The sequence below is a fragment of the Brevibacillus sp. FSL K6-0770 genome (assembly GCF_038000275.1).
Lineage (GTDB): Bacteria > Bacillota > Bacilli > Brevibacillales > Brevibacillaceae > Brevibacillus > Brevibacillus parabrevis.
Genome location: NZ_JBBOBQ010000001.1, coordinates 2,498,140 through 2,524,628, shown reverse-complemented (window position 1 = coordinate 2,524,628; position 26,489 = coordinate 2,498,140). Strand labels below are relative to the sequence as shown.

Here is a 26,489-nt window from a genome sequence, read left to right as displayed (position 1 = left end):
TACACTCCATTCTTACGTTAAGTAGTAGGCCAGGCTCTGCAAATTGGAAGTCACATCCGCATAGTGGATGCGCACATCCTTTTTCGCGCGAATTGTCGTAGGAGCAAAATTGAGGATTCCCTTGATACCCGCTTGAGTCAACTGATCACATACGGATTGCGCAGCCGGTGCGGGCACGGTGATAATCGCCAGCTTGATTTGTCTTTGCGCAATCGTGTCCGCCAGCTCATTCAATGGCTGAATCGGGATGCCCGCCACTTCTTTTCCCAGCTTGCCGGGATCATTGTCAAAAATGGCCGCAATCCGCATGTTATCTTTCAAATAAGCGTTGTAGTTGCTGATCGCATGGCCCAAATGGCCTGCTCCAACGAGCGCGACGCGTATCTCATCCGTCAGCTTCAAAATCTGGCGAATTTTTTCCACCAAGTAATTGACGTCATAGCCAATTCCTTTTTTCCCGAAATCGCCGAATGTTGCCAGGTCTTTTCGGATTTGGGCCGGATTCACATCCAAGTTTTTGCCCATTTGCTGGGAGGAAACAGTAGTTACCTCGTTTTGCTGCAAATAGCTGAGGTAACGCAGATAAATCGGCAGGCGGCGGACGACCGCTTCCGAAATCTTTTCGTGTTTAGCCACGCTCGGTCTTCCCCCCTATTTCTTTTGCTTGAATACCCTGTAATCTTTCCCGTTGGACAAGATCGTGATCGATCCGTCCCGGCCCGTCATATACGTCTCCGCCCACGACTCGCCCAACCGCTCCAGCACCTCGGTCTTGCCCTCTTTTTGCATGTCGCGCTCTGTATTGCTCTGGATGATGGCGACCTGAGGATCAACCCGGGAGAGAAAAGGCTGCGAAGTTCCTTGATTGCTGCCCTGGTCTCCCACTTTCAGCACAGCCGACTTCAACTGCTCGGGATGGCGGGCGAGCAAGCGCTCCTCGGCCTGTTCGTTGATGCCGCTCACAAACAAAAACCGCAACTGATCATGCGTCAGCGCAAAAACGAGCGAATTGTTTTGCGGCGACAAAAACAGCGGCTCGCTGGGCAGCAGTACATCCATCGTGATGTCGGTGTCGAGAATCAGCTCCTGGTTCTCCTCGAGTTCTCTTTGCTTCGCGATCTTGTCGTACGGAACGAACTGGCGGATCGAAGGCGCAATCAGCTTGGGCACAATGACGGAATCAATGATGATTTGCTGGTGTAAAAAAGGGAATCCTCCTGCATGTTCAGGCTGATCGTTCGTCAAGACCAGATAGTCCAGGCGCGTCAACTTCGCAGCGGAAAGATGCGCGGCCAAAGCTGGCCAATCCTCCGCGCTGCCCGTATCAATCAGCATGGTTTTCCCGCTCGGCATCCGCACCAAGGTGCTTTCTCCATGAGGAAGCGCCCAGTAAGTGATGACAAGACCCGTAAACTCCGCTTCGTTCTCGGTTGCAAACGGGTCGTCCACCTTAACGGCTTCCTGCAAATGGGTATCGATGGAGCATGAACATAGCAATGCCACACATGCGACGAGAAGCAGCCAGGCCCACTTTTTTTTCCATAACATTTATTTTATCACCTAAATCCCTGCTAGACTATTGCTTCATTTTATGAATCTGGCAGGGATTGCATACGTAAGAACGGTTCAATTCGCTCGCGCAGCGTCGGCCAGGAGCCTGTCTCCACCTGAAACGGCGGGAGCGATTGCAAAAAGGAACGGCCGTAGCGGGATTCGACCACACGCGTATCGAACACGACCACAACGCCCCGGTCCAAATGGTGACGAATCAACCGTCCGACTCCTTGCTTGAACAAAATGACGGCTTGCGGCAGCGCCAGCGACATGAATGCGTTTTTTCCGTCTGCTTTCAAAGCTTCCGCGCGTCCCTGGTAAACCGGGTGGTTGGGCGGCGTGAACGGCAGCTTGATGATAACCAGACTGCTCAGCCACTCTCCTTGGATGTCCACGCCCTCCCAGAAGCTGCTCGTGCCAAGCAAAACGCTTCGTTCCATCGAACGAAACAGACTGACCAGCTTGCTGCGGTTGTTGCTGTCAATGCCGTGTCCAAACAGCGTGTACGGCTCCGGTTCCCCGGCCAGACGCTCTTTCATGGCTTGATACACCAGCCGCAACATCGAATGCGAGGTGAACAAAATCAGCGTCCTGCCTTTTGACGCCACAACCACGTCTACACAGCCTTGGATGATCGCTTCGAGATACGTCTGGTCGTTTTCTTTTCCCGGCGCCGGAAAATCGGAAGGAATCAATAGCAGCCCCTGCTCTTCGTAATGGAACGGCGATGGCAGCGACAGCGTGCGTACCCGCTCGGCAGGCAGCTTGTCGAGGCCAAAGCGGCTCATGACGTAAGAAAAGCTGTTTTTGACCGTCAGCGTAGCGGAAGTCATGATCAGGCTGCGCTTCTGGGAAAAAAGCGGCTCGGCAAGCGAATCCGCGACATCGAGCAACGCCGCAGACAAGTGCACCTGCTTGCGGGCCGTGCGCGACTCGACCTCCATCCAGTAGACGTAGTTCGGATCTTGCTCTTGCAAAAAGAAATGCAATAGCTCCATCACATTTTGCCATTCCTTCACCAGCCCGAACAAATCCGTCTGCAAGCTGCGGATGAGGAAGGGCGGCTTCTCCTCTTGGGGAACGGGAACCAGTTTCAGCATCTGTTCCAGTCTGGAAGCGAAGTCTGTCATGGCGTCGATCAGCTTTTTCGTCACCTTGCGAATTTTTTCTTGTTTTCCCGTGAAAGAAGCTACCCGATACCGCACCGTCTCCCTGCCTGCATCTGTCGTCTCCTCGGCGCGCTCGGAAGCCCATGCGTACAGAAACTGCGTCCATTGCTGAGCCTTGTCGCGCAAAGACGCAGACAGCTTCTTGCACTCCAGAAGAACCGTGTTCAGCTCTTCCTGGACAGACGGCTGCCAGCTTTGCATTTCCTCGGCAAAGCGTGCAATCGCTCCCCCCTCCTCGACAGAAGCGCGGTCAAGCAAAAACATCACCTGTGTCGTTGTCAGCTGCTTGCCCAAGTGCTGTGTCGCGGCATCTTCCAGATGGTGTGCCTCGTCGAGAATCGCGACCTCGTACGGCGGGAGAATCCGGTTCTCTGCCTGCAAGTCGCTGATGAAGAGAGCGTGGTTGACGATGAGCACATCTGCTTCTTTTGCCCGGTCTTTCGCCTGAAAATAATAGCAGCGGCTAAACCACGGACAGGCCCGGTTCAAGCAAGAGCTTGTATCGCTTTTCACCTGCTGCCAGAAAAGCTGTCCGCTCGGAGGCAGGCTCAGCTCCTCCACATCGCCCGTTTCGGTCTGCGTTAGCCACGTGAGAAGCTGACCTTTTGCCAGCCGCATCTCCTGGTTGCTGCCCTCTACCGGCTCCTCCAATGCCATCTCGAATTTGCGCAGGCACAAATAGTTGCCCCGGCCTTTCAACGTCGACGCCGTAAAAGCAAAAGGAAGTGTCTGCTGCAACGTGGCGATCTCTTTATGGAACAGCTGCTCTTGCAGTTGAATCGTGTTCGTGCTCACTACAAGCTGCTGTTGATTTTGATACGCCCAAATGATCCCGGGCAGCAAGTACGCCAGCGACTTCCCTGTGCCTGTCCCTGCCTCCACCAAAAGGTGCGTGCCCTCCTGCATGGCGTCGAAGACAGCGTGCATCATCGCTTCCTGTGCTTCCCGGCGCTGGTAGCCGCTCATGCTGGCATGCATCTGGCCTTTTTCGTTCAGCATTTCTTCCAGCTGCTCGCTGAACGCTTTTCCGTAGCTCCGTTCCGTCTGCGGGCGCTGGAAACTCGCCTTCAGCTTTTCCTCGCGCTTTTTCAAAGCCAGTTGGCGGTATATATCCCACAGCGGTGAAGCTTGCCGTGCTGGCTCGTCGCCCAGTTGTGGCAGCTCCGCCAGCTTTTCCATTTCCATTTGCCGCAAAAGTGTCGCGATGTCCGAACGAAACGACGATACGAGCATTTGCAGTCGTTGAATCGTCACGAGCGGCAACTGCTGCAAAATATCGAGCAAGTGCAAGAAGAGCTGGGCGGTTGCCAGCGCGTCACTGTCGGCCTGGTGAGGATTGTCATGCTCGATCGCAAGCTCCGACGCCAGTTCCCCAAGCCTGTAGCTGTTTTGCATCGGCAAAAGCAAGCGGGACAACTCGACTGTGTCGAGCACATATCCGTCAAACGCATAATAGCCCTGGCTCAGCAGGGCTTCTTGTAAAAATTGGAGATCAAAGCTTGCATTATGGGCAACAAAAGCTCGTCCATCCAATAAGCGCAAAAATGTCGGGAACACCTCTTCCAAAGTAGGCGCGTCAGCCACCATTTCATTGGTGATCCCTGTCAGTTGCGTAATAAAAGGGGGGATGTCCTGTCCGGGATGAATCAGGGTCGAGAAGCATTCTGTGATCTGCCCGTCGTCGATCGCCACAGCGCCGATCTGAATAATGCTGTCTCCCTGCCGCGGATGGCTCCCCGTCGTTTCAAAGTCTACTACCAGTAATCGATTCAAGCGTTGTCACCTCGTAACCTGGGCGGAACCTGTCATCCGCACTCATTCACATTCGGCAACAGTGGGAAATATTCCTGCTTCCGACTGCAATTACGGCTGCACAAGCTCGTTTTGCACAGCTTCTGCGCCGAGCTTGCTCGCGCACAGCTGCAAGTAAAGCGGGATTTCCCGAAACTGGTCTGCGTGAGGCAACGTTCGCTGGAAATACTGCTCAGCCAGCCGCCAGTTTTCCTCCACCATCGCCAGTCTCCCCAAGTGGAAGTACCCAAGAGAACGGATATACGGGTCCGCATCATCCAGAAACAGCTTGGCCAACCGCTTCGCTTCCAGCGTCTCTCCGACTTTTTCAAAAGCGGAGATCATTCCGGACTGCCCCAGGCGGTTTTCGCTGTTTTTTGCCAAAATGCCGCGAAACGCTGCGATGGCCCCCGGGATATTGCCATCAAACAGCTGCATCCAGCCGTAGCTGAACACAAAATCATCCTGCTCTGGCGCCAGACTGATCGCTTTTTTCACAAGCGTCAGCGCTCGTTTGCTCCCGGCGATCAGCCAGGTGTTCCATGCCAGCCCGTGCCACGTCCAGCCTTCCTTGGGCAACCGTTCCGTCAAAAAATGATAGCACACTTGTGCCCGGTGGTAATTGCCCACAGCTTCGTACAAATGAGCCATTTCCTGCAACGTCTCGTTATCGAGCTCGCGGTTGGGCAAAGTCAGGCTCGATGGGGCAACAAGCTCTGCCGTCTCGTCCATCTGCATCAGCAATTTGGCGGCGCGAAGCCATAACAGCTGCGCCTCCCAATCTTGCTCGTGCTTTTGCAAATAACATTCGATCTCATCGAGCGCTTCCTGGGCATCGCCGTCCATCAAGTAGCAGAGAGCGAGGTTGTACTTGGCTTCCTCCTGCTCAGGCTTTACTTCCAGCGAGGTTTTAAAAGCTTGCACGGCCTCCAGCCACTGCTTCTCCTCCGCTAATATGCAGCCGATGGCATTGCTGCTGATCGCCACGATCGCAGGCGAGCTTGCCGATTTTCCCAACAGCCGAAACTCGCGAAAAGCCATTTCCTTGTCGTCGCAAAACAACAGGCTGTAAGCGTAATACAGCCGACCGCTTTCCCAGTCCGGCGCTTCTTTCACCAGCTCGGCAAAACACTTTTTCGCGTCCTGAAACATGCGCAGATGGTAAAATCCTTCTCCGCGGCGAAATACAGGCTCGTAAGCGTGCATCGCTTGCGGCAGTTTGTCGGCTTTGGCTTCGAATTTCGGCTCGGATTTTGACTCGCTTGCCGTCCCTTTTTGGCCATCCTGTTTATGGTCCGTCGCTAACGGTTCTTTTTTTAAGGAAACGGGCTTGGCCTTTTCCTCTTGCGTCTCTGTCGGCAGCTGCCCTTCCATTTGCTTGATGTGCCGGATCGCGTTGGACAGCTTCTCTTCAAATTGCAGCCACAAATCGACGACCGTATCGCTGACCTGCCGCAAGTAAAACAGTTGATCCGCTAATTGAAGCCTTTCCTGCTCCGATGCTTCCTGCCACCGTTCCTCTATCGTCTGTGCTTTTGTGCGCAACGTCTGAAACCAGTCTTCGATCTTCACGAAAAAGCCACCCCCCTGTGAGGCATGAGTAGTTTCATTGTCTCACAAGGCAGGTGGCTCTATGCGCAAAGCCAAAGGCAAATGCTTTGTCTACAGGATCGTCGCGTGTACTTCCTCGCCAAGCATTTCCTTGATCCGGTTCTTCTCGTCCATGATCGCCACTTTTGGCTTGTACGTACGAGCTTGCTCATCGGTCATCATGGCGTAGGCGATAATGATCACGATATCGCCTTCCTGAACGAGACGGGCTGCTGCGCCATTCAGGCAAATTACGCCACTTCCTGGCGCTCCTTCAATCACATACGTTTCCAGACGCGCCCCGTTGTTGTTGTTCACGATTTGCACTTTTTCATTGGGCAAAATATCGAGCGCATCCAAAATATTTTTGTCGATCGTGATGCTCCCCACGTAGTTGAGGTTCGCTTCTGTCACTGTTGCGCGATGGATTTTCGCTTTCATCATAGTGCGAAACACAGGCATTACCTCCCTTGTCATCCTTATGGAACTTTTTCGCTTACCACGTATGATTAACGGACAGACGCGATCAGGTTGTCAATCAAACGTGTCTTGCCAAAACGGACAGCAAGCGCCACGATAATGTCTTGTCCGGATGTCTCTTTTTCGATTGGCTCCAAATCAGGATAACCCAAAATTTGGATATAGTCGATATCTGCCAGCGGTTTTGCTGCAATCATTTGCTCGATACGCTCTTTGATCTCGGCAAGCGGCTTGCCCTCTGCGAGCCACTCTGCTGCCTGCTGCAAGCTTTGCGACAGGATGAGTGCCTGTGAGCGTTCTTCTGCGGACAAATACACATTGCGCGAGCTCATCGCCAGTCCATCGGCTTCCCGAACGATCGGGCATGGCACTACCTCTACCGGAACGGACAAGTCTTTGACCATTTGCGTGACCACGGCTACTTGCTGCGCATCTTTTTGACCGAAAAACGCATAGTCAGGCTGGACGATGGAGAACAGCTTCAAGACCACCGTCGACACTCCGTCAAAATGCCCCGGCCGAGAAGCGCCGCACAAAGGTGTCGTGACGTTCGCTACCGATACCGTCGTCAAGATCGGCTTGGGATACATTTCTTCGACAGTTGGTGTGAACAGCAGATCGACTCCCGCTTCAGACGCCATCCGGCTGTCACGCTCGATATCGCGCGGATACCGTTCAAAATCTTCATTCGGGCCAAATTGCAGCGGATTGACAAAAATGCTCATGACGACGAGGTCGCACTTTTCTCTCGCTGCCTTGACCAGACTGAGGTGTCCTTCATGCAAAAAGCCCATCGTGGGCACAAAGCCGATTGTCTTGCCTTGCCGCCGTGCTGCTTGTATTTGAACGCGCACATCCTCGATTGTGGATAGCTGCTGCATCGTTTGAATCATGATTGGGTCACTCCTTCTCCGTACAGCTCCTTGATCGTCTCTTCCGATGCACGAAACACGTGATCAGGCCCCGGAAAGTGACGAAGCTCGACTTCTTTGACGTACGTGGCGACTGCCTCGCGAATGGATGTGCCGATGTCAGCGTAGCGCTTGACGAATTTCGGCGTCAATTGGGAAGCGTAACCAACCAGATCGTGGAACACGAGCACTTGTCCATCACAGTCTGCCCCAGCGCCGATGCCGATTACGGCAATCTCCAGCTTTTGGGCAATCATTTTGGCTACCTCTTGCGGCACGCATTCCAGCACAATCGCAAAAGCGCCAGCTTGCTGCAAAGCCAATGCGTCATCCAGCAATTTTTTTGCCGCTTCCAGATCGCGTCCCTGCACTTTATAACCGCCAAGCTGATGAACCGACTGCGGAGTCAGGCCGATATGTCCCACTACCGGAATGCCTGCCTGAACCAATCGGGTGATCAGAGGCGCAAGCTCGCTTCCGCCCTCCAGCTTGACTGCTCTGGCGAGTCCCTCCTGCATTAGTCTTCCCGCATTTTTCACCGCTTCTTCGATCGTGCCGTGATAGCTGAGAAACGGCATGTCCGAAACGACAAAAGCGCGTTTGGCCGCTCTTGTCACCGCCTTCGTATGGTGGACCATATCGTCCATCGTCACAGGCAGCGTGGAGTCGTAGCCAAGCACGACCATGCCGAGCGAGTCGCCAACGAGAATCATGTCCGCGCCAGCGTCCTCTACCAGCTTTGCCGATGGAAAATCGTAAGCTGTCACCATCGTGATGGGAATGCCCGCTTCTTTCTTTTTGCGGATGTCCGAAGTCGTGACTTGTTTTGTCATTTGCGTCTTCTCCTCTTTCGCGCCAAGCTTCGTGGATAGAGAGGAATAAAAAAACCTTCTCGCTCATAAAAGGGAGAAGGTTGTCCATGCCAAAGAGACATACTTGTCTTGAACGGATTCCTTCTGTCTCGGTCCACAAAGGCTCTGAGCAGATTTTTGTCCTTGCGTATTTGCCTTATCTATACACCATTTGCTGCAAAAATACTCCGGGAGTACCGTTCTTGAAAAGATACAGCCTCCCTTTTGGAGTATAGCAAATCATCTACACATTTGCACGATAATTGACGTCCGCCGAATACACTTTATGGATCTGGCCTGCCTGATCTTCCACCATGAGCACGCCTTCCTCATCAAGCCCTATCGCTTGACCTTCCAGCTTTTGCGAGATCGTCTGGACGGTTACCCAGCGGCCAATCGAATAGGAGTTGGCTTCCCACTCTTGCTTCACACGCGCAAAGCCTGCGCGCAAGTAATGGTCGTACTCTTCCTCGAAGTTTTGGCAAAAGCGCTGGATGAACGAAACGCGCTTGATCGGAGTGCCTGACTCGATTCGCAAAGAAGTCGCGATAGACAACAACTCTTCGGGAAAGTCAGCCTGTACACTGTTGGCGTTCAGCCCAATGCCGATCACCAAGTAATTGACGCGATCCGATTCCGCGTTCAGCTCGGTCAATACCCCACACACTTTTTTGTCCCCGATAAAAATATCGTTCGGCCACTTGATTTTGACAGGAAGCCCTGTTTCCTCGCGAATCGTTCTCGCGACAGTCACCGCTGTCAGCAAGGTCATCTGCGGCGTTTTCGGCAGCGGGATCGCAGGGCGGACGATCAGGCTCATCCAGATGCCTGTCCCTTTCGGAGAGTGCCAGGGACGTCCCAGCCGCCCTTTTCCTCCCGTCTGTTGCTCCGCCAAAACGAGCGTGCCTTCCTGTGCGCCTTTTGCCGCAGCCTCGTGCGCGAGCGGCTGCGTGGAGACGACCTCGTCATGGGCGATGACATGCTGTCCGATCCGCGCGGTAGACAGCCCCGCCATGATTTCTGCCGCAGACAGCCGATCAGGCGCTGCAAGCAAGCGATAGCCCGACTTGCGGACAGCTTCTACCTCGTACCCATCCCGCCGCAACTCCTCGATGTGCTTCCAGACCGCTGTTCGCGAACAGCCGCACGTCTGGCTCAGCTCTTCGCCGGAAATAAAGCGTCCCGGCTGATCGCGAAAGGCTTGAAGAATGACTTGTTTAATGTTCATCTTGCGCAACCTCTTTCTTTGCAGCTTCAATCAAATCATGGGGGGTGTTCGGCAATCCGTGCAGGGCCGCTTGCCGCAGCAGCGTCCGCAACACGTGGACAATCCATTCCCCCGGTTTCTTTTGCAGGGCGAGTTGCAGATCAAGCCCGGTTATCGCAAGTTCCTTCATGGTTTTGACCGGCATCGCGTGATATTGTTCGGACAGGCTCTCCAGCATGGCTTGCGGCTGCTGATTCCACCAGCATGCCAGCAAAAGCTGGGCGAGCTGCTCGCATTTTTCCCAGCCTGCTTCGAGCAACAACTGCCCCCACTCAAGCGGTTTTGGCTGATCCCACTCCGGTTGCAAATGCCGCAATTGCTCCACAAAAAAACCGATTGCTTCCGTCTCCCGCTTGGACATTCGCAAAAGCTGGCAGGCAGCGATCGCTTCCTCGGAGGTAAACTGCGCTGCGTAGAACAGAAGCGCCCATTTTTGCGGCAGACTGTTTACATGCGCACTCCGCCAAAATGCGGAAGCCGAATCGCGAAACAATCGCTGCAAGACAGGCGAATAGCCAAACAGTTCCGTTTCGTTGATCAGATCGCAACCGATTTGCGGGGCTTGGCTGCCGAGCATTTTATTCAGCTCTTCCCGGACACGCTCCACAGCGATATGCGCCAAAAGCGAAGCCGTCTCGCTCATGGCAGCAAGCGTCCTGGCCTCAATCGCAAAACCGAGCTGCGCCGCAAAGCGAACGGCTCGGAGCAATCGCAGCGCATCTTCCCGAAAGCGCTCCAGCGGTTGTCCCACGGCCCTGACCAGTCGCGCTGCCATATCTGCCTGACCGCCAAACGGGTCCTGAAGCTCTTTCATCCGATTCATCGCCATGGCATTCATCGTAAAATCCCTGCGCTCCAAATCCAGTCTGAGATCGGACACGAACTGGACGTCTGCCGGACGGCGATAGTCTTCATACTTGCCTTCCGTCCGATAAGTCGTCACTTCAAAAAATTGCCCCTCGATCCTGACAGACACTGTCCCATGCTTGAGTCCGGTCGGAACGTGATCGGGAAACAAGCGGATGACGTCGCCAGGATGGGCATTCGTACATATATCTATATCGTGCACGGGCCGAGACAGCAGCCAATCGCGGACGCATCCGCCGACATAGTAAGCTTCAAATCCGTGATTCTCCAACGTCTCAAGAACCCGGTTTGCCAGATGGAGCGTCATACCGCTCCCCCCTTTCTCGCATGGTTCACCCGATGTTATGAGGAGGCGACACTCATGAGATTTTTGTATGGGCTGTTCATTTTTGTATCCAAGTTGCATCAATTGGTGAAAAGCCGATTGTCCCGCCAATAGCTGTTGTTGCCCGTATCGAGTGCTTATCCGAGCAGCTTGGCGTAGAGCGCCTCGTACTCGGAGGCAATCGTTTCGTGACAAAACGTTTTGCAGGAGCGTTCGATGCTGTTCGCGGAAAACTGGCGATACATTTCTTCATTTTGCAACAGACGAATCGCCGCTTGCGCCATGCCTTCGACGTCTCCGATCGGACGCAAAAAGCCGTTGACGCCATCGACAACCACTTCGGGAATCCCGCCAGCCACGGAAGCCACGACAGGAACGCCACACGCCATTGCCTCCAGCGCAACCAGGCCGAAGCTTTCCTTTTCCGACGGCAAGAGCATCAAGTCTGCCATGGACAACACTTCCGCTACGTCCTCCTGTTTGCCCAAAAAGCATACGTCCTCTGTCAAATCTTGCTCGGCGATTTGCTTGCGGACGGCCCCCATCTCCGGTCCTTCCCCAATCAGGATCAGACGCGCAGGCATCTCTTGCCTGACTCGCGCAAAGATGTCAATGACATCCGGAACGCGCTTGACCGGACGGAAGTTGGATATGTGCATGAGGATTTTCTCCCCGTTTGGAGCGAACACTTTTTTCAGGTGCTCTACCTCTTTCGGGTAGTAGCGCCGCTTGTCGACGAAGTTGTACACCGGAACGATTTCTTTTTCGACGTGCAAAAGCTCTTTTGTCTGCTTGATCAAATCTTTGGATACAGCCGTCACGAGATCGCTGCGCTCAATGCCGAAGCGAATCATGTCGCTCAAGTTCGAGTCATACCCCAACACGGTAATATCGGTCCCGTGCAAAGTCGTGACGATTTTCAGATGATCCCCGACCATTTGTTTCGCTAAAAACGCACACAGCGCATGTGGCACGGCATAATGTACGTGCAATAAGTCCAGCTTTTCATTTTTGGCCACCTGCGCCATCCGGTTTGCCAGCGTCAAATCGTACGGCGGATATTTGAACACGTCATAATGGTTCACTTCTACTTCGTGGTAAAAAATATTCGGATGAAAGGCTCCCAGGCGAAAAGGCATCCCGCCGGTAATAAAATGCACCTGATGCCCGCGCTCCGCCAACAGCTTGCCAAGCTCTGTCGCGACAACCCCTGAGCCTCCCAAAGATGGGTAACAAGTAATCCCAATGTTCATTTCTTAGGTGTCACCCCTTTTTACAAGCTGTTCAATACATAAGGCGCAGCACTGACAAATCCTTCTGCATACGTCACGCCTGCTTGTTGCCCAAACAAGCGCTCGCGATACTCGACCGATTCCAGATACCCGTTGGTCAACGGAGTCTGCACACTGCCTTCTTCCAGTTCGAATTGACTGCGGTAGCAGCGGAGCACTTCCATTTTTTGCGGGTAGATCGCGGTAATGTCGACCACAAACTGGGGTGTGACCGTCGAATTAATAAAATAGTACAGAAATTGAGCAGGGCGATACGCTGGCAGCTCCGAATCAGGCAAATACTTGCGGATACCCGCATTGAAGATAGCTTCCCGCACGATGCGGCTTACACTCTCATGGTCGGGATGCCGATCGGAAAAATACGGAGCGAGCACTGTACGCGGACGCGTTTCGCGGATCAGCTTCACGACCTGCTCGATCGCTTGCTCCCTGACGCTCTCCAGCCCGCGGTCAGGCAAGCCAAAATTGTAGCGCGCCGCAACCCCTAGCAGCTTGTCAGCCGCAGCCGCTTCCTGTTGTCTGCGCTCCACCGTGCCATTCGACGACAGCTCGGCGTACGTCAGATCGAGAATCGCTGTACGCTTCCCGGATTGCGCCGCCAAAAGCAGGCTCCCCGCCGCGCCGATCTCCACATCATCAGGATGCGCACCAATCGCCAAAATGTCGAGTGAACTCATGCCTCATTCTCCTCGTGCAGCACCTCGCGCCAGGACAACTCCCCGCGCTCCAGCGCCTTGAGCATGATTTCCGCAGACCCAAGGTTGGTGGCAAACGGAATTTTATGCACATCACACAGCCTGAGCAGCGCAATAATGTCCGGCTCATGCGGCTGCGAAGTAAGCGGATCACGCAAGAAAATAATCAGGTCCATCTCGTTTCGGGCAATTTTCGCCCCGATTTGCTGGTCGCCTCCCAGAGGTCCTGACAAAAATCTGGTGAGTTTCAGCGAAGTGGCATCCATGATTCTTGCGCCTGTCGTACCCGTGGCATACAGCTCATGCTCGGCCAGGATCGACTCGTAGGCCGTTGCCAATTGGACAATCTCTTCTTTCATTCGATCATGCGCTATCAATGCAATTTTCACGAGAAACTCTCCCTTATGTCTCGATAGAGATCGCTTTTTTAATCAAACGTTTAATCAATCAAATGTTCCAGCCCGTAAATCAAGCCGTACATGCTCATCACAGCTTTGATCGCCAAGTTGACGCCTGGCATAAACGACTCGCGATTGATGGAATCGTGGCGAATCGACAACGTTTGCCCGGTCGCACCGAACAGCACTTCCTGGTGAGCAACCATTCCCGGCAAGCGGACGCTGTGAATGCGGAAACCTTCGTACTCGGCTCCCCGCGCACCCGGAATCGTCTCCACTTCTTCCGGGTGTCCCTGCTTCAGCTCCTGGCGCACAGCAGCGATCATTTCCGCCGTCTTTAGTGCTGTGCCGCTTGGCGCATCCAGCTTGCGGTCGTGGTGCAGTTCGATGATCTCCACATGCGGCATGTACTTGGCTGCCATCGCGGAAAATTTCATGCAAAGAATGGCCCCAATCGCAAAATTCGGAGCAATGATCGCCCCCAGACCCGCTTCTTTGTAACGATCGGTCATTTCCTGCAACTGCTCGGGAGTCAACCCGGTCGTCCCGATCACAGGTCGAACGCCGTGTGCCAAACACAGCTCCATGTTTTTGTACACGCTATGCGGTGTCGTAAAGTCGACAAGCACGTCAGGCTGCATTTCTTCCATTTGTTTGGCAATTTGTTCCGCGTCAAGGCGCGTATCCAGATTGCCGGTATAGATCATCTGGTCGTCCTGCGCCAGCATTTTGACAACTTCCTGTCCCATGCGTCCGTTGGCGCCCGCCACCGCTACCCGTATTTGTTTATTCATGCGGATCGTTCTCCTCAATTCTTGTCCAGCGATCTTTATCGCGTGTGTTGAATTTGTGCATAATACGATCAAACGCTTCCTGCAAATCAATGCCAAGCGAGTTGGCGAAGCAGATCACAATAAACAGGACGTCGCCCAGTTCTTCTTCGACCGTTTTCTCGCCTTCGTCTTTCTTTTTGGGCTTTTCGCCGTAAAAATGATTGATCTCCCGTGCCAGTTCCCCGACTTCTTCCGTCATGCGAGCCAGCATGGACAGCGGTGAAAAATACCCTTCCTTGAATTGCGATATGTATTGGTCCACTTCCTGCTGGATTTCTTGCATCGTTTTTTGCCGTTCCATTCGCCCACTCCTTTGTTGTTTTCATCCTTCTCTCTTTCACCTATCGTACACAAAAAGGCTGCGTTTGCCAAATCTCAATACTTCCTCTTCCAACATATGGACAATCAAATAATCGGTCATTTATAATGGCTTTCGTATGACCCTCAGGCATCAAGGTTTTCGCTCGCACAACTGCACAACATGTCGGACAAAAAAGCATCCATTTCGGCTCCGGCAAAACAGGAGGACACTATGAACATCCGTTTAAAGAGCATCATCGCCATCATTATCGGTTCTGCCATCATGGGATTCGGCATTAATGCCTTTAACATCCCCAACCATCTTGCCGAGGGCGGTATCACGGGGATTAGCATTTTGATCAAGCTATTGTTCCCGGTCGTAGATCAAGGGATTGTCTTCTTCGTCTTGAACGTACCGCTGTTTTTGTTAGGTTGGAAAATTCTCGGCCGCACGTCTTTTTTCTACACGATTTTAGGAACGGTCGCCCTTTCCGTCTTTCTCTCCGTCTTTGACGGCGTCATGCCGCTCGTGATGAAAGATCGACTGCTCGCTTCCCTGTACGCTGGTGTAGCTGTCGGCGTCGGTTTGGGCATTATTTTCCGCTATGGCGGAACGACTGGCGGAGTAGACATCATCGCCCGCTTGCTGCAAAAATACATGGGTGTCAGCATGGGTAGAACGCTGTTTTTCGGCGACATCCTCGTCATCGGCGCATCGCTCATCTACTTGAACCTGGAGAGCGCGATGTACACGCTCGTCGTCGTATTTATCGCAGCGCGCGTCATCGACTTTTTCCAGGATGGGGCTTACGCCGGAAAAGCGCTAACCATCATTTCCAATCACGCCGAGCAAATCTCGAAGCAAATTCTCGATCTCGGCCGTGGCGTAACGCTTCTGGCGGGTAAAGGAGCCTACTCCGGGGAAGAAAAGAAAGTGATTTACGTCGTCGTCAGCCGCAACGAAGTCATGCGCTTTAAAAACATCGTGCAAGAGATTGATCCGCACGCTTTCGTGATCGTCAATGACGTGCACGAGGTGCTGGGCGAAGGCTTTACGCTTGATGAGAATAAAAAGCCGCTGCATGATTAAAGCTTCAAACGCAACAAAACCTTGCCTGAGCATAAGGGCAAGGTTTTTTGTGTACGCTTCCTTCCATTTTCAGGTGGAGCGAATTTCGCCATCGTACTTTTTCCACGCCACATAAGCCAAAGCGGCAACGAGCGCAATCGCAATCGAGAGCAGCATCGTCATGGGCGAATCAGGCCGCATCATCAGGCGGGCAAAGGTGCTCTTCTCCTCGCCGACAAATGCCGTCTGGATGGAACCGTTCAAATCGCGCAAAGCTTCCCTGATGAGCTGCCAGTCCATTTGCGCGTTTCTCATCTCTTTGGAAATGACATCGTAAGCCGAGGAAATCGAAGCCAATTGCTCCTCCGGCAGCTGGATGCTCATGCCCGGTTTGATCGCCAAAAACAGCCGATAATTCTCGTCGAACTGCTCGCGAAATTGGGTGAAATTACGCTCTACCGCAGATTGCTGCAAGTTTTGCACTTGGGTGACAAGAGAGGGATAATAGCTGCGCCACATCGGCTGATGTTCATGCGTCAAAGCATCAATCGCTACCCGAACTTGCGTGGCGTGCCACAACAGCTGCTGCTCGCTCACGTTGGCAGAAGAAAAGCTTTTTTTCGCCGCCAAAATCGACTGCGTTACCGCGTTCAGGCTCTCGATTTTGAGCGGAGACGTCAAATGCTGGTTCGGGAACTTCTCCGCCAGTTGCACAATCCGCTCTTGTGCGCCTTCAATATCCCCTTTTTTTGCGTAATTCAAAAAATCATTGGCAATCTGATCCAGAGCCACTAATTGCTGTGCTTCGATCGGTTGATTCAGCTTGGAGTACAAACTGTGTATCGGCCAGGACAAAAACAATCCGATCGCCAAAAAGAACAGTAAAAACCGGATGTTTTTCTTCAACGCAAAAAACCTCCTTCCCCTAGTACAGCCTATGGAAAGGAGGACAAGATTAGACCTTGTTTATCGTGTGCTTGCTGTTTGCAATCCAAATAACCGATATGGATACCAGGCTGAGAAGCACAGTAAACAGCCCGACGAAACCATCGTACGGGTCAAGCACACTCGGCAGCCATGGGTGGATATCCATCACGTAATCCAAAAAGTCGTTGTTTAAAGTCCACAGCGCAGCGATCCCCACTGGCAGGATGCTCAATTTGTAAAAGCGTGCATACAGCACCGATTCAGCCGCCATTCCAGCATGTGAAATAATTAACATCACATCTGTCCAGCGTACTTCATTCCCCATCATCCAACCCGCCAAGATAATGCAAACGGCCCATACACCATACTTGAAATTCGTGATGCCTGCCAGTGCTTCCAGTACCGGGATGTGGCGACCCAACAAATAGGTAAGGATGACCAAAGTAAAAAGGCCACTACCTGTTGGGCTGTCTGGGACAAAAGGAGTCAAGTACGCTGGCGTTTCTGCCAGCTGGTTTTTATACCAGATGAATCCGTATATAGTTCCCAGCAGGTTTACGATAAACAGCGTCCATAGAAACCATCTTTTCCCCAAAGAATGCTTGAACCACTCCCATATCCAGATCATGTTTATCGTCTCCCGCTGTGTACGCCGCTAAAGAAAAAGCTGACCGCATCGTCAGCCAGCTTTTTCTCTATTAGCTTATTTCAAGGTTGCCATGTACTCGGCCAACTTCGTGATTTCCGCATCATCCTTGATCATGCCGCCTGGCATTCCAGGTGGCTTACCATTTTTGATGATATCGGCAATCTGCGTTGCATCGTATTTTTCACCGATCTTCTGGAGGTTTGGACCCATGCCGCCCTCCATGTTTTTGCCGTGGCAACCCATGCAGCTTGTTTGAGCTTTCCATACCGCATCTGCTGTAAAGCTGGTGTCAGCAGGTGCCGGAGCCGTTGCGTTGGAGCCATGACCAGCGCCACCAGAATCCTTGCTGGATGGATGGCTCAGGGAGTGCTCGTGATCCGCAGCCCACGTAAGGTAGAAAACGCCTACCAGAGCTGTCAGCATCAAACCAGTTGCTACCGGACGCTTGGAAGGACGGCGCTCTTTGCTGGTATCCAGCCAAGGAGCAAGCATCAGTCCGCCAAAGGCGATACCCGGAATAATGATCGTACCGAGGACTACCCAATCTCCCGCAGCCCAAGGGTATTTCAGCATTTGGTACAGGAACAGGAAGTACCAGTCTGGCAACGGAACGAATGACGTATCATTCGGGTTTGCCTTGTCAGTCAGCGGCGATGGATGAGAAACCGTCAGCACGAGGAAGCCGACCAAGCAAACAGCTGCCACCATCCACTCTTTCAGCAGGAAGTTAGGCCAGAACGGCTCATTTTTTCCCGGAAAGTCGGAGTAGGATGGAGAAATATTAGGGATACGCTTCGCCGATACTCGGGAATCTCCGACGAAGGTAGCATCTTTATCTTGTTTTGCCATGCTATTTCCTCCTTTTTATCGAAGACCCATTATAGTGGACCCGAGATACCTTGCGAACGGATCATAACAAAGTGAGCGCCCAACAGGCCGAGCAATGCGCCTGGCAGGAAGAATACGTGAATCGCGAAGAAGCGAGAAAGCGTTTGCGCACCTACGATGTCTCCACCTGTGAGCAACATTTTTACATACGGACCGATGAGCGGAACGGAGTTTGCAATCTCCAAACCTACTTTTGTCGCAAAGTATGCGGTGTTGTCCCATGGCAAGAGGTAGCCTGTGAAACCGAGGCCCAGCATGACGAAGAAGATCAGCATGCCCACAACCCAGTTCAGCTCGCGAGGCTTTTTGTATGCACCTGTAAAGAAAACACGCAAAGTATGTAGGAACATCATCACGATGACCAAGCTCGCGCCCCAGTGATGCATACCGCGTACGATTACCCCGAATGCAACTTCGTTCTGGAGGTATTTAACAGACTCGTAGGCGTTGATAATGTCTGGTACATAGTACATCGTCAAAAACATACCAGACAAGATTTGAATAACCGTAATAAAGAACGTTAGGCCCCCAAAGCAGTAAACGAAAGCAGAGAAATGGTGTGCCGGGTTCACGTGCTCAGGTACTTCGTGGTCGGCCAAGTCGCGCCACATCGGAGTGATATTCAGGCGCTCATCGACCCAATCATACATTTTTTGTAACATCTTAGCCGTTCACCCCCGGACGAGGATTTGCCTTTACCTTACCCAAATAAAGCTTGCCGTCTTTTACTTCTGTTTCGTACTCATCAAGAGATGCTGTCGGCGGTGTACCCAAGATGTGTTCACCGTTGATCGTGTAACGGCCCAAGTGGCATGGACAGAAATACTGATCTGGATGTTCCGGACTGGTATTCCAGTCAACGGTACAGCCCAAGTGCTTACAGATTGGGGACAGAGCAAGGATCTCACCCTTGTCGTTTTTGGTTACCCATGCAGACAACGTAGATTCGGATTCATACCAACCGTCCTTGGTATGTACCTTAAATTCAACGCGCTTAGGTACTGCGCTGAATTCATCTGGAGAACCAACTGCTACTTTATCTCCACCTGCATGTCCCTGCAGTAAAGGGTCAACCGCAAAGCGAATCATCGGGGTGATCATACCCGCAGCAAGGAACCCGCCAGTTCCCATCAGAGCGTAGTTCAAAAAAGTACGTCTGGAAATTTCGCGTTTGTCTCCCATCTCTTTTTTCCCTCCTTATCCTGTAAAATAGCGCTACGATGGCGTTTTCATACATATACACTAGGTCAATCCCAATCATAGCTAACGCCTATAAAGATGTCAAGAATGTCCAGCGGGCATGGTAGAAGCCAACCCCTGCCTGCTGATAGATTGTTGCCATTTTGTCAAAATTTGCTCCTTGTCCCTCCCGTTTTCCTGTAGTATTACCGGAAAACGCTTTCTCTATTGCGCCGTCTTTCGCTGCCACAGACGAATAATTTCCTGGACCAAAACATCCACAGTCACTTCAAAACGCAAGGCTGAGTCCAGATCTTCTTCTCCGACCGGAAGCATGAGACAGCCTTCCTGCCCCTGCTCGTCCAAGCGAATTTTGTCCTGCGAAAAATGCAATCCGACTGAAAAAGCGAAGTCTCGCGGCGTCTTCTGGCCTTGACTCGCTTCTGCAAACTGATAGCTGAGCGGAAACAGAAGAACTCGCCCCTTGAGCCGCTGTTCGATGCCTGCCGCTATATTCAGCAAATAGTTCATGCGCAGCACGTGTTCTTCTACCCCGATACCGTCCTTGTACAAATAAAGAGGGAGCAGCGCGGTATCCACATAGGGTCGCAGCTCCTCCCAATTTTCAAATTCGTTTACATTCCATTGCATAACGCCGTCTCCTCTTCTCGTGTAGATTCTGGAAACTAGCGTACCATGAATCGGCAAAGTCTCGCAACACAGCTTCCGGCCAAGGCAGCTACGCCTTTTCGTAAGCCATGATCTCTTTCAATTCGCCCGTCAGGCGGATGAACAGCTCTTTGTTTTTGGTAGCCAACGCCTCGTCAATTTCCTGGTACAGCGTCCGCTTGCGGTACTGCCGCATTTGCTCGTCGATTACCATCTCGGACAGCAACCCGGACACCATTTGATTGTTCGTTCCGTACGCGTTGGAATAGAAATTTGGCCACTCCATACCCATCCCTCACTTCAATAAAATAGTCGTTTCCGTAAAGCCGTTGTATTTTCGAAGCCAAGTCTGGCTCGCATAGGTGGCAGTGTACAACCACTGTTCATGCTCGTCTTGGCCGACTCGAAGCAATCCGAGATGCACCATCATTTTGCAGACTCGATTGATCAAAATATCTGCGGGTGCATCGTAGTAAAACTCTTTGATCCAGGGAACCAGCGTATGCAGCAGCGATTCCTGCCGCACCCAGCCGCCAGAGGCGATGAGCGGAATCAACTGGACAAGCATCGGCAAATTCGGGATCGCCCGCTTGTACAATCGCATCCAGAAGCGGATCACATCATGGTAAAGCTGATCGGAATACGGCTGTTCCAACCGCTCCCGTCCCGCCTCGGTAATGCCTACTCTCCCCTCCGCCTCCTCCATCCATTTGTTGTAGTAGCAGAAGTCGTAAAGCAAAGAGAAGCGATCCGGGTATACATCGAAGTGCAGCCCGTATCCAAAGCGCCATTTTTGCGGCAAAAGCGGCTCTTCCTTCACGTACAAAAATTGAAACAACTGCTGCTGATGCCGTTTGTACATGCCTCCCTCAGCCGTAAGCGGTACAGGCTCCTGCTGAAGGAATTGTAAAAATTGCATGATATCGTCGCAAAGAGCCGTTCCTTCGTCCCTGTACGCCTGCGGGCCGGGGATCACCAGATCGTTCTCCTCGCGCCACTGATCGAGCCAGGCTTGTATGAAAGGTTCTCGGATGTCCAACGGGATTTGATACTGCCCGACCGTTTTGCTTTTGGCAGGAAATATCCAGCCTCTTTTCATCGCCGCCGCGACAAATTGCCTTGCCGAATCCTGCTTTTTTTCTTTTGCTGCCAAAAGAGCCACGCCCGCTTTGGCGAGCAAATCCTCCAGCGACATGACGGTTCGCTTGTCGAGCAAAAGCTGCAGCAAAAAGTGTATTTCGGCTTGAGACAACTGCGCTACTTCCTGAGAGATTGTCAACCGGTGACGCAGACTGGACAAGAGAGAAGTGATCAATTCGTTTTTGGAATGAGGGTTGCATTCGCATCCGTAGTGGTTGGCAATCTGATGGAGCTGCCGGATATCGGTGTAGACCAAGATCTCAGCCAAGTTCATCTGTGCATCCCTTCTTTGCGATGGCTTTCTTGTATCCCTCATTCTTGCCAATAAGCGGAAAAATAAACAGGAAGCCACATGAGTGACTTCCTGTTCGTCGATTTTTTTATGCGCTGAAGCTTTTTTCGCTTACTCTTCTTCTGTTTCGTGATCCCACTGATCGTGCAATTGCTGGTATTCTTTCGCTTCGTCGTATCGTCCCGCTTGCGTCAACAGCGCAATCAGTCGGCGAATTTGATCGAGGTCAAAGCCGGACAGCGTCACGTATTGCTTCAAGGCGTCGATAGCTTGCTCGGTTTTGCCCAGCGACAAGTAAATGTCTGCCGCCAGCGGGTACGAAGCCACGTACTCTTCGTCAATGGCTTGCAGCGTGGTTACCAGCTCCACCGCTTCCTCCAGTCGTCCCACGTGGAAAGCCATCAGTGTCGCTCCATACAGCACTTCCGGCGAGCGGTCGAGCACAAGCGCCTGGCGGAATACTTGATACGCCTGCTCGAACTGCCCGTTTTGCGCCAACGAGCGTCCTTTGGTCAAGAGCAGCTCCAGACTTTCACTGCCCGCCTGCTCCAGAAGCTGCATCGCTACTTCATCTTCCCCGATGCGGAAATACAGGTTGCCGAGCGCAGCCAAAATGTCCTGATTGTCAGGCTCTTTTTGTCTGGCCTGCTCCAAATATTTGACAGCCACCTCGTCCAAATCTTGCAGCGCGTACAAATCTGCCAATAGCAAATCGAGCTGAATGCTGTCATAGCCCGATTCTTTGCACTCGTAGAGCAAATGCTGCGCCGTTTCAAAATCACTGGAATCAAGCGCGATTTCGGCAAGCAGCAATTGGCACTCTCTGCGCAAGGAAGGGTCTAGCTGCAGATTGTTTTCCAGAACCTCCGACAACAGTTTGCCTGCCACGTCCAAATGGCCCAGACGGTACCACACTTCCGCCAAATACATCATGACATCAGGCAAGTCAGCCCCGTGCTCCTGCACTTTTTGCAAGGCTGTCAAACCCAGTTCCACTTCGTCGTTCTCAATTCGCTTAATTGCCTCATCTATGACATACAGCCATTTTTTTGGCATCGTGCTCACCTCATATGTATTATGCTTAGGCCGTATTCTGGATGAATAGCCACAAAAGACCGTCCTAAGACGGTCTTTTCATTTCTCTTGATCATATACCATTATGCACGTGTAAGCCAGCTCATTGTCAATACGGTCATCAAAATCCCGAACACACTGAGCACAATCGGGTAGTTTGGCTTCGCTGAATCTGTTGCTGCCGGTTTTCCATCCAGCGGAACGATCGAGGCGGTCGCACTAGCCAGTGCATCACTTTGCGAAGTGAGCGGCTGTGCTTCTACCACGTATGTACCATCGTCTGTCTGCATGGAAGAGGAGATGACTTGCGCTTTTGGCGTGTTCATCGCCATCACTTCCCCGTTGATCACGAGGGAATTGGCTTGCTCGGTGGAAGTGGAATTGACATATAAAGTAAAAGTAAACAACAATAGCAACAAAACGGCTACACTTGCTCCCATGCGTCTCATTCTGGCTGTTACACTGAAAATTTTTCTGCCAATCGGGATCGCCCATTGCTCCTCGGACAAAATCCGGGCCATGACAGCATCAACAATGGAACGGGAAGGCGTAACGGAATGGTACTCTTCCTTGTCCATTTCCATCCACTCCCCGCTGTCCGACCAGATTTCATAGTCGGCACGACAGGCATAACACGATGCCATATGGTGATCAACACGGCGTTGTGTCACCTCTGACAACAGATTTTCGGCGTATTCAGGCAGAATTTCCTGAACTTCTTCACATTTCATCATCGATTCATCCCTTCAGCTTCATCCAATTGAGGGTCCAGGATGTAGGTTTCCAGCTGGCCTTTTATACTTTGGCGTGCCCGAAACAGCAAGGATTTCACGGAGCTGACGGTCAAATCGAGAATCGTGGCGATCTCTGTGTAATCCATTTGTTCGTACTCTCGCAAAATCAAGGCTGAGCGCTGCTTCTCCGGCAAGTTGTTAATAGCCAGTCTGACCATGCTCTCCCGCTCGTTGCGCAACAAAACCTGCTCGGGCAAAGTTTTGGGAGATGCCATCGGCACTTGCAGTGTATCATCGAGATACACGTCGGAGTTGCGGCTTTTGCGCAATTCGCTGAGTACAGAGTTACGGGCAATCGTATAGAGCCAAGTAGAGAAGGTTGCTTCTACATCACGGAAAGAATGAATGCTCTTATACGCCTTGTAAAACGTCTCCTGACAAATATCCTCAGCAATATGCTCCAGATGTGCCTGACGCAAAAGATGAGTGACAAATGAGAGGATCTTTTTTTCATATCGACGAATCAGTTCAGCATAGCATTCCAGATTACCTTCTTTAATTTCTCGGATAAGCTGGGAATCGGTCATGATCAGGATTACCTCCTTGCGATTCCGATCCCTCAGCGGCCTTTGTAACATTAGACTGCTGGGGATGTAAAAAGTTGCGCGACCTTACGATTCTTTTTCTCGTCAGACTGCGGGAATCCTTCACGAAAAAACCCCCATTTTTGGGGTTAAATGACATATGCGTAGGGCTTTGTGTCGAAAAGGCGTCTGCCCATCCCAACAGACGAGCTAAACTGCGCGTTTCGATACAACCATTTACCGTTCGACATAACAGATGTTGGAAGATGCATTTCGCTAAAATTGAGAATAGTGGAAAGATCATACTTTGTCAACCAGTTTTCCTTTTTCAGGAAGACAATATCAGCGTCTGCCCCTGGTGTCAAGCTCCCTTTTTGCGGATAAAGCCCGACTGCCTTGGCAACGTTTGTCGAAGCAAGTCTGACGAGTAGACAAAGCAACCTTTCCGGCGAATACCATCTCCGGCGATAATCAATGCGAACATCGTGAAGGGGAGCAGCGACTTGCCAACTGTCGTAAAAGTGCTGGTGCATGTGGCGAATGGCCCGGTCTGTCACTTCTGTTGGCAAACGAAAAATGTGCAAAAACGGATCGTGTTCTCTTGTTTCAAAGGCCACTGACGGATCAGCGATGACGGTACGCACCTTCCAGTATTTAGTAGCGTCCAGCCAAAGCTGCCGAATTTGATCACGCTGTTCTTTTTTTACGGACGCATCATTTTGTATGTGCAAATGCAGAATCGTTTGTTTAGACGTATGAAGTTGCAAAAGCGTTTCCCATTTTATTGTGGAAATTTCTTCTGGGCTGCGAACCGATACGTGAAAGGCCGCCAAGCCATGTTCACCGTATCTCGCCACCGTTTTCGCCTGTAGCTGGTCAGCCCCGATCCCGACATGCCAGACGTAATCCAGCGGACTGTTGAAATGGCGGGTTTGCTGGTATTCCATCTGCGGCTTGCTCATCCAGCTTTCGTGCAAAAACACGTCGGCGAAACTGGTGCAGCCGCTCCTGACAAATCCCTGCATCACTTCTATGTATGTGTGCCTATCTTTTATTTTATATAAAGATTGTGTCGGCAGTGCGACAAAGCCAGGCAAAAGATACATATCGGACGCGTCTACTTCGGCAAAAGCAGTCTCGCCTGTCGTCTTGGGCAAGGTGTCTTTGGCGATGCGGACGATCTTTCCTTCGTGCACCCACAAATCCGCTTCCTTGATTCCGTATGCAGTAACAACGGCTCCCCCTCGAATGACCATTCCTTGCTCCGACATGCTTGTCCCCTCCCGACCCTCGCATCGCACTGCGATTTGTACGAGCATATGCGCGGAAAAGGGGAAAAATGCAAAACGGCCATGGCCGTTTTGTTGACCGCAAGCGGTCACATCCCGTTTCATGAAAAACGTCGAGACGTTTTTCACAAAAAAAAAGACCGCCGTTGATTGTAAGCGCATTCAAACGGCGGTAGCACATGTGTGCTTTTATAATATTGGATAGGAGTGGAGAGAAACCATACTGTATTTTTATAATAAACGGAATGTAAGCGCTTGTCAAATCATTTTTGCTAAAAAACGTCAGAGCAGTTCCTCCTGTTTTAGGCCCAATTGCTCATATAGAAAGGAGCCTGCTGTCTCGTCAACAGCAGGCTCTCTCTCCGGTTCCCTTATTGGCTGATGTTTTTCAGCAGTTCTTCAAAGCCCGGGAACGATACATCGATCGCTTCCTCGTTCTCAATCCCCGTCTCTCCTGTCGCAGCAAGGCCAGCAATCGCCATCGCCATGCCGATACGGTGATCGCCCATGCTGTCGATAATCGCCCCTGTCAAGGCTGTCTGTCCTTCGATGATCATTCCGTCGTCTGTCGGCGTGACCCGGCCTCCGAATTTGGACAGCTGGCTCACGACTGTAGCGATCCGGTCGGTTTCTTTTACTTTCAGTTCTTCTGCATCACGAATGACCGTCTGCCCGATTGCCTGCGTAGCCATGACGGCAATGACCGGAATCTCGTCAATCAGTCGCGGGATGATATCCCCGCTGATTTCGATCCCGTGCAGCTGCGAATGGGTCACGAGCAGGTCGGCGACCGGCTCTTCGTTGACAATTCGCTCGTTTTGCAGCTCCAGGCTTCCGCCCATCGCTTTCACCACGTCGATGATGCCTGTACGGCTCGGGTTGATCCCGACATTTTCAATCAAAAGCGAACTGCCTGGCACTACCATGACCGCCGCGATCAAAAAGGCCGCAGAGGAAATGTCGCCCGGGACGGAAATAGCTCGTCCGGTCAGCTTTTGACCGCCCTCTACAGACACCGTCAGCCCATCGCGAACGACAGAAACGCCAAACGCTTGCATCATCCGCTCCGTATGGTCACGGGACAAGTGCGGCTCGGTTACGCTGGTCACGCCTTCTGCTTGCAAGCCGGCGAGCAAAATCGCCGATTTGACTTGCGCGCTCGCGACCGGAGACTGGTACGCCATGCTTTGCAGCTTGCCGCCGCGAATGGACAAAGGGGTAAACTCCCCGTCTTTTCTGCCGTCAATTTTTGCCCCCATCTGGCGCAGCGGTCCGATGACACGGCGCATCGGTCTTTTGGCAATCGACTCGTCGCCTTCCATGACCGTATGAAACGGCTGTGTCGCCAAAATGCCGGACATCAGGCGAATCGTGGTGCCGGAGTTGCCTACATCCAGATGCTGCATCGGCTCTTGCAAGCCGTACCAGCCTTTGCCTTGTACCGTTACTTTGTCACCCTGCTGCTCGATCTCGATGCCCATGCGGCGGAAGCAACTGATCGTACTGAGGCAATCCGCGCCAGGCAGGAAGCCTTCGATCGTCGTAACGCCTTCTGCCAAGGCTCCGAACATGACAGCACGGTGCGAAATGGATTTATCTCCCGGAACACGTACGGTTCCTGCTATTTTCTTTGCTGGACGAACTCGAAGCACAGTGCCACTCCCCTTTTTCT

At 52.2% G+C, this 26,489-nt stretch carries 28 protein-coding genes; 1 reads left to right on the top strand and 27 read right to left on the bottom strand.

The window, feature by feature from the left end; translation table 11 throughout:
- Positions 1 to 12: 12 nt before the first annotated feature.
- The 14 genes from NST23_RS12435 to NST23_RS12370 all read right to left on the bottom strand — a co-directional run bounded on the left by NST23_RS12435 (position 13) and on the right by NST23_RS12370 (position 14,324).
- Entirely contained in the window at positions 13 to 636 is a 624-nt protein-coding gene (locus tag NST23_RS12435; RefSeq protein WP_122963546.1) for a redox-sensing transcriptional repressor Rex, read from the bottom strand.
- A 15-nt stretch (positions 637 to 651) separates the two neighbouring features.
- Positions 652 to 1,548 (bottom strand): ComEC/Rec2 family competence protein, encoded by an 897-nt coding sequence (locus NST23_RS12430; RefSeq protein WP_122963547.1) that lies wholly within the window; start codon positions 1,546 to 1,548, stop codon positions 652 to 654.
- A 41-nt stretch (positions 1,549 to 1,589) separates the two neighbouring features.
- Positions 1,590 to 4,496 (bottom strand): ATP-dependent DNA helicase DinG, encoded by a 2,907-nt coding sequence (gene dinG, locus NST23_RS12425; protein WP_122963549.1) that lies wholly within the window; start codon positions 4,494 to 4,496, stop codon positions 1,590 to 1,592.
- Between the two features lie 90 nt (positions 4,497 to 4,586).
- Positions 4,587 to 6,086, bottom strand: a complete 1,500-nt coding sequence (locus NST23_RS12420; RefSeq protein WP_122963550.1) for a tetratricopeptide repeat protein — start codon at positions 6,084 to 6,086, stop codon at positions 4,587 to 4,589.
- Between the two features lie 90 nt (positions 6,087 to 6,176).
- Positions 6,177 to 6,560, bottom strand: coding sequence for an aspartate 1-decarboxylase (gene panD / locus NST23_RS12415; RefSeq protein ID WP_122963551.1), 384 nt, complete (start codon positions 6,558 to 6,560; stop codon positions 6,177 to 6,179).
- 53 nt (positions 6,561 to 6,613) lie between these two features.
- Positions 6,614 to 7,477, bottom strand: a complete 864-nt coding sequence (panC, locus tag NST23_RS12410; RefSeq protein WP_122963553.1) for a pantoate--beta-alanine ligase — start codon at positions 7,475 to 7,477, stop codon at positions 6,614 to 6,616.
- The gene (gene panB, locus NST23_RS12405) at positions 7,474 to 8,328 is read right to left on the bottom strand and encodes a 3-methyl-2-oxobutanoate hydroxymethyltransferase (RefSeq protein ID WP_122963554.1); all 855 of its coding nucleotides are present in this window, start codon (positions 8,326 to 8,328) and stop codon (positions 7,474 to 7,476) included. The genes panC and panB overlap by 4 nt, the downstream gene beginning before the upstream one ends.
- 262 nt (positions 8,329 to 8,590) lie before the next feature.
- On the bottom strand, positions 8,591 to 9,574 hold the full coding sequence (locus NST23_RS12400; protein WP_340963738.1) for a biotin--[acetyl-CoA-carboxylase] ligase: 984 nt from the start codon (positions 9,572 to 9,574) through the stop codon (positions 8,591 to 8,593).
- Positions 9,564 to 10,787 (bottom strand): CCA tRNA nucleotidyltransferase, encoded by a 1,224-nt coding sequence (locus tag NST23_RS12395; protein ID WP_309539073.1) that lies wholly within the window; start codon positions 10,785 to 10,787, stop codon positions 9,564 to 9,566. The genes NST23_RS12400 and NST23_RS12395 overlap by 11 nt, the downstream gene beginning before the upstream one ends.
- A gap of 155 nt (positions 10,788 to 10,942) precedes the next feature.
- Complete coding sequence (gene bshA / locus NST23_RS12390) at positions 10,943 to 12,058, bottom strand: N-acetyl-alpha-D-glucosaminyl L-malate synthase BshA (protein ID WP_122963557.1); 1,116 nt, start codon at positions 12,056 to 12,058, stop codon at positions 10,943 to 10,945.
- A gap of 20 nt (positions 12,059 to 12,078) precedes the next feature.
- Entirely contained in the window at positions 12,079 to 12,774 is a 696-nt protein-coding gene (bshB1, locus tag NST23_RS12385) for a bacillithiol biosynthesis deacetylase BshB1 (RefSeq protein WP_173595818.1), read from the bottom strand.
- Entirely contained in the window at positions 12,771 to 13,181 is a 411-nt protein-coding gene (locus tag NST23_RS12380; RefSeq protein WP_063226978.1) for a methylglyoxal synthase, read from the bottom strand. The genes bshB1 and NST23_RS12380 overlap by 4 nt, the downstream gene beginning before the upstream one ends.
- A 50-nt stretch (positions 13,182 to 13,231) precedes the next feature.
- A complete protein-coding gene (gene dapB, locus NST23_RS12375; RefSeq protein WP_122963559.1) occupies positions 13,232 to 13,984 on the bottom strand; it encodes a 4-hydroxy-tetrahydrodipicolinate reductase in 753 nt (250 codons plus the stop codon).
- Positions 13,977 to 14,324, bottom strand: a complete 348-nt coding sequence (locus NST23_RS12370) for a nucleotide pyrophosphohydrolase (protein WP_122963560.1) — start codon at positions 14,322 to 14,324, stop codon at positions 13,977 to 13,979. Before NST23_RS12370 ends, dapB begins: the two co-directional genes overlap by 8 nt.
- Before the next feature lie 231 nt (positions 14,325 to 14,555).
- Between NST23_RS12370 and NST23_RS12365 the strand changes: the two genes are divergently transcribed.
- Positions 14,556 to 15,413, top strand: coding sequence for a YitT family protein (locus NST23_RS12365; RefSeq protein ID WP_063226975.1), 858 nt, complete (start codon positions 14,556 to 14,558; stop codon positions 15,411 to 15,413).
- A 69-nt stretch (positions 15,414 to 15,482) separates the two neighbouring features.
- On the opposite strand, the gene NST23_RS12360 is transcribed toward NST23_RS12365, so the two are convergent.
- From NST23_RS12360 to aroA, 13 genes are all read right to left on the bottom strand, one after another.
- Positions 15,483 to 16,298: a sporulation protein YpjB gene (locus NST23_RS12360; RefSeq protein ID WP_122963561.1), complete on the bottom strand. Its 816-nt coding sequence runs from the start codon at positions 16,296 to 16,298 to the stop codon at positions 15,483 to 15,485.
- 49 nt (positions 16,299 to 16,347) lie between these two features.
- Complete coding sequence (locus NST23_RS12355) at positions 16,348 to 16,947, bottom strand: DUF1405 domain-containing protein (RefSeq protein WP_063226973.1); 600 nt, start codon at positions 16,945 to 16,947, stop codon at positions 16,348 to 16,350.
- Between the two features lie 75 nt (positions 16,948 to 17,022).
- Positions 17,023 to 17,817, bottom strand: a complete 795-nt coding sequence (locus NST23_RS12350; RefSeq protein WP_063226972.1) for a menaquinol-cytochrome c reductase cytochrome b/c subunit — start codon at positions 17,815 to 17,817, stop codon at positions 17,023 to 17,025.
- 29 nt (positions 17,818 to 17,846) lie between these two features.
- Positions 17,847 to 18,518, bottom strand: a complete 672-nt coding sequence (qcrB, locus tag NST23_RS12345; protein ID WP_049740092.1) for a menaquinol-cytochrome c reductase cytochrome b subunit — start codon at positions 18,516 to 18,518, stop codon at positions 17,847 to 17,849.
- A 1-nt stretch (position 18,519) separates the two neighbouring features.
- A complete protein-coding gene (locus NST23_RS12340) occupies positions 18,520 to 19,038 on the bottom strand; it encodes a ubiquinol-cytochrome c reductase iron-sulfur subunit (protein WP_063226971.1) in 519 nt (172 codons plus the stop codon).
- A gap of 222 nt (positions 19,039 to 19,260) precedes the next feature.
- Positions 19,261 to 19,686: a DUF2487 family protein gene (locus NST23_RS12335; protein ID WP_173595817.1), complete on the bottom strand. Its 426-nt coding sequence runs from the start codon at positions 19,684 to 19,686 to the stop codon at positions 19,261 to 19,263.
- Between the two features lie 88 nt (positions 19,687 to 19,774).
- Positions 19,775 to 19,990, bottom strand: a complete 216-nt coding sequence (locus NST23_RS12330) for an IDEAL domain-containing protein (RefSeq protein ID WP_063226969.1) — start codon at positions 19,988 to 19,990, stop codon at positions 19,775 to 19,777.
- A 9-nt stretch (positions 19,991 to 19,999) separates the two neighbouring features.
- Positions 20,000 to 21,118, bottom strand: coding sequence for a hypothetical protein (locus NST23_RS12325; protein ID WP_122963564.1), 1,119 nt, complete (start codon positions 21,116 to 21,118; stop codon positions 20,000 to 20,002).
- Positions 21,119 to 21,247: 129 nt separating this feature from the next.
- Positions 21,248 to 22,192 (bottom strand): tetratricopeptide repeat protein, encoded by a 945-nt coding sequence (locus NST23_RS12320; RefSeq protein WP_328140506.1) that lies wholly within the window; start codon positions 22,190 to 22,192, stop codon positions 21,248 to 21,250.
- Between the two features lie 101 nt (positions 22,193 to 22,293).
- Complete coding sequence (locus NST23_RS12315) at positions 22,294 to 22,944, bottom strand: zf-HC2 domain-containing protein (protein WP_122963566.1); 651 nt, start codon at positions 22,942 to 22,944, stop codon at positions 22,294 to 22,296.
- Positions 22,941 to 23,531 carry an RNA polymerase sigma factor gene (locus tag NST23_RS12310; protein ID WP_063226965.1) on the bottom strand — a complete coding sequence of 197 codons (591 nt, stop codon included), beginning with the start codon at positions 23,529 to 23,531 and terminating at the stop codon, positions 22,941 to 22,943. Before NST23_RS12310 ends, NST23_RS12315 begins: the two co-directional genes overlap by 4 nt.
- A 146-nt stretch (positions 23,532 to 23,677) precedes the next feature.
- Positions 23,678 to 24,799: an amidohydrolase family protein gene (locus NST23_RS12305; RefSeq protein WP_122963656.1), complete on the bottom strand. Its 1,122-nt coding sequence runs from the start codon at positions 24,797 to 24,799 to the stop codon at positions 23,678 to 23,680.
- Between the two features lie 389 nt (positions 24,800 to 25,188).
- Entirely contained in the window at positions 25,189 to 26,469 is a 1,281-nt protein-coding gene (gene aroA / locus NST23_RS12300; protein WP_340963736.1) for a 3-phosphoshikimate 1-carboxyvinyltransferase, read from the bottom strand.
- Positions 26,470 to 26,489: the final 20 nt, after the last annotated feature.